Here is a 7,395-nt window from a genome sequence, read left to right on the forward strand (position 1 = left end):
CCCCTATGTCATGGCTGGCCTCACCGGTTCGCCCGGCGGCGCGACAGATGTGCTCGGCCTCTATTTCTACCGCACCGCCTTCGGTTCGACGACGACCGGGATCCAGGATTTCGGCCAGGGCAGCGCGCTGGCCGTGATGATGTTCATCATCGTTGCAGGCGTCACTGCAATCGCGCTTCGCTACCTGCGCCGTCGCGAGATCGAGCTGTGAGCGCGACAGCCCGCACCGGGCAACCCGCCGAGTTGCTGAAGAATGGCGCCATCCAGCTGATGCTGGCGATCAACGCCGTCATCATGATCTATCCGCTGTTCGTCATGGTGATGTCGTCGTTCAAGACCAACGCCGAAATCTTCAGCTCGCCCCTTCGCCCTGCCGGCGCACTTTTCGCTGGCCAATGCCGAGCGGGTGTGGAGCGAAACCAATTTCGTCCGCTACCTCGCCAATTCCGTCGGCATCACCATGGCCGCGGTGGCGCTGATCCTCCTGTTCAGCACCATGGCCGCCTATGCGATTGCCCGCTACCAGTTCAGGCTGAGCGCGCTGGTGCTGATGTTTTTCCTCAGCGGCATGACGGTGCCGCTGAAACTGGCGATCATTCCGCTGTTCATCCAGCTGGATTCGCTTGGGCTGGTCGACAGCTATGCCGGCCTGGTGCTGGTCTATGTCGCCATGGGCATTCCTTCGGCGGTGTTCATCATGACCGGCTTCCTCCGGACCTTGCCGCGCGAACTGGAAGAGTCCGCACGCATGGACGGCGCCAGCGAATTTCGCATCATGCGCTCGATCATGTTGCCGTTGGCGCGCCCGGCCCTGGTCATCGTCGCCATCCAGAACGCCGTGCCGATCTGGAACGACTTCTTCTTCCCGCTGGTGCTGATCACCTCGGACGAGCTCAAAACCTTGCCGCAGGGCCTCACCGTCTTCGTCGGCGAGTTCACCACCGACTGGGGCGTGATGTTCACCGGGCTGACTCTGGCGGCGCTGCCGATAACGCTGCTCTACATCGTGCTGTCGAAGCAGTTCATCTCCGGCATCACCCAAGGCGCGGTGAAATAGACTGCGGTCAAATAGACGAGGAATTTCAAGTGGCGAACCAGAACAAGATCATCATCACCTGCGCGGTTACCGGCTCGATCCACACGCCGTCCATGTCGCCACATCTGCCGGTGAGCGCCCAAGAGATTGCCGATGCCGCGATCGGCGCGGCCGAGGCCGGCGCTGCCATCGTCCATCTGCATGCGCGCAACCCCGCCGACGGCCGGCCCGACCAGTCGACCGAGGCGTTTGCGCCCTTCCTGAAGGTGATCAAGCAACGCTCGGACTGCGTCATCAACATCACCACAGGCGGCGCCGCGACAATGAGCGTCGAGGAGCGCGTCAAGCCGGCGGCGACCTTTGCGCCGGAAGTTGCATCGCTCAACATGGGCTCGATGAATTTCGGCCTCTACCCAATGCTGGAGCGCTTCAAGACCTTCGAGCATGACTGGGAACGCCCCTATCTCGAAGGCTCGCGCGACCGCATCTTCCGCAACACCTTTGGCGACATCGAGCACATCCTGCGCACCTGCGCGCAAAACGGCACGCGTTTCGAGATCGAGTGCTACGACATCGGCCACCTCTACACGCTCGCCCATTTCGTTGAGCGCGGCCTGGTCAAGGCGCCGTTCTTCGTCCAGAGCGTGTTCGGCATATTGGGCGGCATCGGCACCCATCCGGAAGATGTCGCGCATATGAGGCGCACCGCCGACCGGCTGTTTGGACAGGACTACCACTGGTCGGTGCTGGGCGCCGGCCGCAGCCAGCTGCCGATCGCCACCCAGGCCATTGCGCTCGGCGGCAATGTGCGCGTCGGGCTGGAGGACTCGCTCTGGATCGGCAAGGGCCAACTGGCGAAATCCAATGCCGAGCAGGTGCGCAAGGTACACCAGATCATCGAAGGGCTTGGCGCTTCGGTCGCCACCCCTGACGAGGCACGGCAGATCTTGCAGCTCAAGGGCGGCGACAAGGTCTCTTTCTAAGGAAAATACCAATGAGTGCGCTCACCATATCAGGTGTCGATAAGGCCTATGGCAAGGCGAAGGTCATCCACGGCGTGTCCGTCGACATCGCGTCGGGCGAATTCGTCATCCTGGTTGGCCCGTCCGGTTGCGGCAAGTCGACCTTGCTCAGGATGATCGCCGGCCTGGAAGACATCAGCGCCGGCGAGATCGCGCTCGAAGGCAAGATCATCAACGATGTCGCGCCGAAATCGCGCGATATCGCCATGGTCTTCCAGAACTATGCGCTCTACCCGCACATGACGGTGCGTGAGAACATGGCCTTCGCACTGACGCTGAAGAAGATCGATAAAAGCGAGATCGACGCCAAGATTGCGCGTGCCGCGACGATCCTCGGACTGCAGGACTTGCTGGATCGTTATCCGCGCCAGCTTTCCGGCGGGCAGCGCCAGCGTGTCGCCATGGGCCGCGCTATCGTGCGCGACCCGAAGGTCTTTCTGTTCGACGAGCCACTCTCCAACCTCGACGCCAAGCTGCGCGTGCAGATGCGCGCCGAAATCAAGGCGCTGCACCAGCGCCTGGGAACCACCATCGTCTACGTCACCCACGACCAGGTCGAAGCCATGACTATGGCCGACAAGATCGTCGTCATGAATGGCGGCATCGTCGAACAGGTCGGCGCCCCGCTCGATCTCTACGACCGGCCGGCCAATCTGTTCGTTGCCCAGTTCATCGGCTCGCCGTCGATGAACATCCTGGACGGCCGCACCACTACGGACGGTTTTGTCGCCAGCGACGGCACGGTATTTCCGCTGCCTGCGTTGGGACAGGGCGAAAGTGCGCTTGCCTGGGGCATCCGGCCCGAACATCTCAAGCTCTCAGACAGCGGCGTGCCGGCGGTGGTCGAAGTGGTCGAGCCGACCGGCGCGGAAACCCTTGTCATGGCCAAAGCCGGCAACAACACGCTGAGCGCGTTGCTGCGCGAGCGGATTTCCGTGATGCCGGGCCAGAAGGTTTTCCTGGCGCCGGACCTCACCCAGTTGCATCTGTTCAACGCCAAGGGTCAGCGCATTATGCGGGTGCGGAACGCATCAAGGGTTATTCGGCAGATGAATTAATCGGCAAGCACTTTTCGCAATTCTATACTCTCAAGGACCGTGAGCGGGGCAGTCCGCAAAGTGCCCTGGAGATCGCCGCCCGTGAAGGGCGAGTTGAGCGCGAAGGCTGGCGTATACGCAAAGACGGCACTGCGTTCTGGTCCCACGTGGTCATCGACGCCCATTCGGCACGAGGATGGCGAACTCCTGGGGTTCGCGAAGATCACACGCGACATTACGGAGCGGAAGAAGGCGCAGGAGAAAATGGATGCGATCGGCAAGCTAACGGGCGGCGTCGCCCACGATTTCAACAATTTGCTGATGGCGATTTTGGGAAGTCTCGAGCTGCTCCGCAAACGACTTCCCGACGATCCACAATTGCTGCGTCTTCTCGACAACGCGGTGCTCGGGGCGCGACGGGGAGCGTCCTTGACGCAGCGCATGCTGGCTTTTGCCTGGCGGCAGCAACTCGATCCAAAGCCTGTCGACCTAATTGGCCTAAATCCAGGGAATGAGAGAATTGCTGGAGCGGTCGCTTGGCTCAAGGGCGATCATAGAAACGAAATTTCCGCTCTCGCTCGATCATGTAATGATCGATGAAAGTCAGATCGAACTTGCCTTGCTCAACCTGTGTGTCAACGCCAGTGACGCCATGCCTGATGGTGGGCCGATCATCATTTCCGCCCGGATGGAACAGGTCGGCGAAAGCAATGGTGCTGGCTTGGCTCCCGGCCATTATGTCTGCCTCTCGGCAGCCGACAGTGGCGAAGGAATGGACGAAGGGCGACGGAACCGTTTTCACCACAAAAGGCGCTGGCAAAGGTACGGGTCTCGGTCTGTCCATGGTGCATGGGATGACAGAGCAAATGGGCGGGTGCCTAGTGCTCAAGAGCTCCAGGGGAACCGGAACCACAGCGGAACTATGGCTGCCGATCGCAACCGCGAGCTCAGAAGTCGCGCGCGGGCCGGATGTTCTGACCGAGGAAGTCATCGAGGCGGTGTCTCTGCGAATTCTGGCGGTGGATGATGGGGACGCCCTGGTCCTGTTGAATACCGCTGCGATGCTCGAGGATCTCGGCCATACCGTTGCGAAGGCGCATTCTGCGGCCGCCTTCCTTGCGCTGTTGGAGGAGCACCGGTTCGACCCCGTTATAACGGACTACGCGATGCCGAAGACGACTGGCCTACAGCTGTCGAAGGCGATTAAAGACAAGTGGCCGAGCGTCCCCGTCATTGTAGCAACAGGCTACGCCGAACTCCCTGGCACTCCCGAGATCAAGATTCTCAGCAAGCCATTCACGGAAAAGGAGCTAGCGAGCGCGATAACATCTGTTCGCTTTATTGGGCCGCCGGCCCGGCCAATGTTCCGTCGAGCCAAACGAAATACCGTCGCTCACGGTTGCTTGACTCCGGCCTCACTGCAACAATATCCCGACTGTGGCGCTCTGGCCTTGCACGATCGCCATCGCGGCGGGTTGATCCATTTACCTGGGGTCTACCGCCAGCCGCGCAACCTTGCATAATTCGGGCAAACTCACTTCCAACTGCAGAGTTACACTATGATGCCAATCTACATCGGGTACGACCCACGCGAAGCCCGAGTCCTCGAGGTGGCGCGATGGAGCGCCTTCCGCCGGACAAGCACGCCGTTGCAGATCCACCCACTGGTGCTCAAAGACCTTGAAGCCCAAGGAATCATGAAGCGACCGATGGAGGTACGTGACGGTAGGCTCTGGTGCCCGATCTCCGAGGCACCGATGGCGACCGAGTTTGCCATATCGCGCTTTGCCGTTCCGTTTATGCGGCAAGGCGGCTGGGCCATGTTCTGCGATTGTGACGTTCTTTTTCTGCAGGATCCCGTCAAGCTGCTCGACCTGGTCGATCCTTCCTACGCGATCATGGCGGTTAAGCACCGGCAACGCGAGTCTGAAGCCGTCAAGATGGACGGACAAACGCAGACGTTCTATCGGCGCAAGAACTGGTCGTCGGTCGTTTTGTGGAATCTAGATCATCCCGCCAACAAACGACTGACGAACGAAATGCTTAATACGTGGCCCGGACGTGACCTCCACGCCTTCAAATGGCTCGAGGATCATGAGATCGGGGAGTTGCCTCTGGCATGGAACTACCTCGTAGGGGCGTCGGCTTCCGAACTCGACCCCGCCGAGGTGTCGCTGGCGCACTACACGCTCGGCGGTCCCTGGTTTGCCGGTTGGTCGGGCGCCACACAATGGGACGAATTGTGGAGCCGAGAAGAAAGCATTCTGCGTGCGTTTGAGGAAAATGCGGTTCAGATCCCCGCATGAAACCTCCGCTTTCGGATCTCTTGCCCGTGCTCTCAAAGCCCATCCTCCGCTTGCCTAGGCTCACGGGTCCCGCCTTGGTCATGGGATCGGCGCCGAATTTTCGCCTCCCGTACGGACATGATGCCGGTTGGGCGCTTATAACCGTCAACGCTTCCCAGATTTTGGCGGAAACCTTTGGCCTCGCCGCTCCTGATATGGCGCTGATGCGTCGCGGCATTCTGGTTGGCCAAGGTGAGCAGGACTTCTACAAGCGTGACTTGCTAAAAGGGCGGCAGGCAAAGCATCTGATCGTCCCGATCTGGCCTGACGTGGAGGACAAGCTGAAAGCCGGCTGTCGCACCTTCGATTATCGTTACGAGACCTTGCAGGCGCTTACCAGGTGGCAGCTTGCCAACATCGTCTGGCGGCTTAGCGGCAAATTTCACGTATCCCGCGGCTGGCACCGGAACATCTCCACGGGGGCTTTCGCTGTCATGCTTGCGCGTTTCGCCGGCTTCGCTCCGGTTGTGGTCAGCGGGTTTTCCCTGTCTCAGGCCGGGCATGGATACGATAGCCGAAACGCCTTCCGATATCATGCCGACGAAGATGCGGATTTGCTTCGGCGGGTGGCGAGAAGAGGCGAGCCCATCTACGCGGAAGATAGAGACTTCGCCAGAGAAAGCGGATTGCCGCTTTGGCAGGGACAGACGCCATGACCACGGCATCCGCAGACCGACAGGCCCCGGTTCCGCTCCTCCCAGGCAGCGAGCGCTGCGTGGGATTGCCTTTTTGTTTGTGGAACAAACGAGAGGTGCATGGGTCGGAGGTTCCAAGGCTGCCGATCCATCGATCACCACAAGCGGCACATGAGCTCTCTTGGACGTGTGTGCGCGCCCAATGACCAACATCCTGCCCCATCGTTTTGACGTGCTGAATATCTCGATGGCTGATCGGCTGGCTGTCAAATCCATTCTGGTTATCCAGGCAAAGTACATCGGGGACGTCATTCTGACCTCGGCGCTTATGCGAAATCTGCGCGTCGCCTACCCACACGCCATCATGGCCATGCTTTGCGCTCCTGGCCTGCGAGACTTGGTGGTCAGCCAGGGTATCGCAGACATAGCCATCGGATTCGACCCTCGAGGTGGTGGTAGAAGCCTAACCAGGCGCTTGAAGGAATATTCAAGCTTGGTCGCTGAGCTCCGCCGCCGAAAATTCGATCTCACCATCGATCTGACCGACTCGAAGACATCGAGGATGCTACACAAGCTGATCGGCGCCCCAATGCGCGTCGGATACGATCCCCCCGAAGTGCCTCTAAAATCTTGGGAAAGTCAGCCTGCCAATATATTTGCTGAAACCTTCGGCCAGGGAGGCGCGCATTACCTGTACCGATATCTTTCGCCGCTGAGAGCGCTCGGGATAACGTCGAGTGAAGTGACACCGAGGCTTGAGCCCACATCCATCGGACGAGGCGCTTCGACCCAGATTCTGGCTCAGAGCAATCTGAATGCAAAAGCTTTCGTCGCGGTGCACGCCGGACCAAGGTTCGAAGGGCGGTGCTGGCAACCTGAACGGTTCGCCGCAGTGATCGATGAAGTTTATGAAACGACGGGCCTGCGGTCACTGCTGATTGGCGGACCTGACGAGAGCGCAATCGCGCAACGTATCCTGAATGTGGCGGTCTCCCCGTTGGCAAGCGTTGTTGGCAAAGCCTCGCTTGAGACACTAACAGCATTGCTTGCGGACGCGTTTATCTTCCTGGGAAACGAGAGCGGCCCAATGCACTTGGCCGCATCGGTCGGAACTCCAGTTGTGGGCCTCTACGGGCTCACTCCCCCAGATGTCTGGGGGCCAGTTGGCGTGCCTTACCGCACGGTTGAGCCGCCATTGCCTTGCCAGTGTGTTGCTCCCCATTTGTGCAAACCCAACAACCCGGGCGGCGTCTACTGCGTGCACCGATTGCCCGTTGCCAAGGTCGCTCAAGCAACACATGAGTTGATAGAGGCGGTTAG

General features: G+C 60.1%; 8 protein-coding genes and 2 pseudogenes. All 10 read left to right on the plus strand.

The window, feature by feature from the left end; all coding sequences use genetic code 11:
* Window positions 1-211: pseudogene (locus EN884_RS18645) on the plus strand (sugar ABC transporter permease); the annotation flags it as partial.
* A 195-nt stretch (window positions 212-406) separates the two neighbouring features.
* Window positions 407-1,057: a carbohydrate ABC transporter permease gene (locus EN884_RS18650; protein ID WP_245441368.1), complete on the plus strand. Its 651-nt coding sequence runs from the start codon at window positions 407-409 to the stop codon at window positions 1,055-1,057.
* A 29-nt stretch (window positions 1,058-1,086) separates the two neighbouring features.
* Complete coding sequence (locus EN884_RS18655) at window positions 1,087-2,019, plus strand: 3-keto-5-aminohexanoate cleavage protein (protein ID WP_063170676.1); 933 nt, start codon at window positions 1,087-1,089, stop codon at window positions 2,017-2,019.
* Window positions 2,020-2,030: 11 nt separating this feature from the next.
* Window positions 2,031-3,116: a sn-glycerol-3-phosphate ABC transporter ATP-binding protein UgpC gene (ugpC, locus tag EN884_RS18660; protein ID WP_063170677.1), complete on the plus strand. Its 1,086-nt coding sequence runs from the start codon at window positions 2,031-2,033 to the stop codon at window positions 3,114-3,116.
* Window positions 3,116-3,202 (plus strand): annotated as a pseudogene (locus EN884_RS40130) (hypothetical protein); the annotation flags it as partial. The gene ugpC and the pseudogene EN884_RS40130, both read left to right, overlap by 1 nt.
* Window positions 3,198-3,695 (plus strand): histidine kinase dimerization/phospho-acceptor domain-containing protein, encoded by a 498-nt coding sequence (locus EN884_RS40135; RefSeq protein WP_063170678.1) that lies wholly within the window; start codon window positions 3,198-3,200, stop codon window positions 3,693-3,695. The pseudogene EN884_RS40130 and the gene EN884_RS40135, both read left to right, overlap by 5 nt.
* A gap of 161 nt (window positions 3,696-3,856) precedes the next feature.
* Window positions 3,857-4,618, plus strand: a complete 762-nt coding sequence (locus tag EN884_RS39640; protein WP_164774409.1) for a response regulator — start codon at window positions 3,857-3,859, stop codon at window positions 4,616-4,618.
* Window positions 4,619-4,654: 36 nt separating this feature from the next.
* Window positions 4,655-5,401: a hypothetical protein gene (locus tag EN884_RS18670; protein ID WP_013525202.1), complete on the plus strand. Its 747-nt coding sequence runs from the start codon at window positions 4,655-4,657 to the stop codon at window positions 5,399-5,401.
* An 80-nt stretch (window positions 5,402-5,481) separates the two neighbouring features.
* The gene (locus EN884_RS18675) at window positions 5,482-6,096 is read left to right on the plus strand and encodes a hypothetical protein (protein WP_244514471.1); all 615 of its coding nucleotides are present in this window, start codon (window positions 5,482-5,484) and stop codon (window positions 6,094-6,096) included.
* Between the two features lie 181 nt (window positions 6,097-6,277).
* A partial coding sequence (locus EN884_RS18680) for a glycosyltransferase family 9 protein (RefSeq protein WP_164895052.1) occupies window positions 6,278-7,395 on the plus strand: 1,118 nt, incomplete at its 3' end.

Source organism: Mesorhizobium sp. M7A.F.Ca.AU.001.01.1.1, from assembly GCF_004022735.1.
Lineage (GTDB): Bacteria > Pseudomonadota > Alphaproteobacteria > Rhizobiales > Rhizobiaceae > Mesorhizobium > Mesorhizobium ciceri.

Bases quoted from the DNA above. Each gene is read 5' to 3' on its own strand.
- EN884_RS18675 (WP_244514471.1), top strand. From the start codon at position 5,482: ATGGGATCGGCGCCGAATTTTCGCCTCCCGTACGGACATGATGCCGGT.
- EN884_RS18670 (WP_013525202.1), top strand. From the start codon at position 4,655: ATGATGCCAATCTACATCGGGTACGACCCACGCGAAGCCCGAGTCCTC.
- ugpC (WP_063170677.1), top strand. From the start codon at position 2,031: ATGAGTGCGCTCACCATATCAGGTGTCGATAAGGCCTATGGCAAGGCG.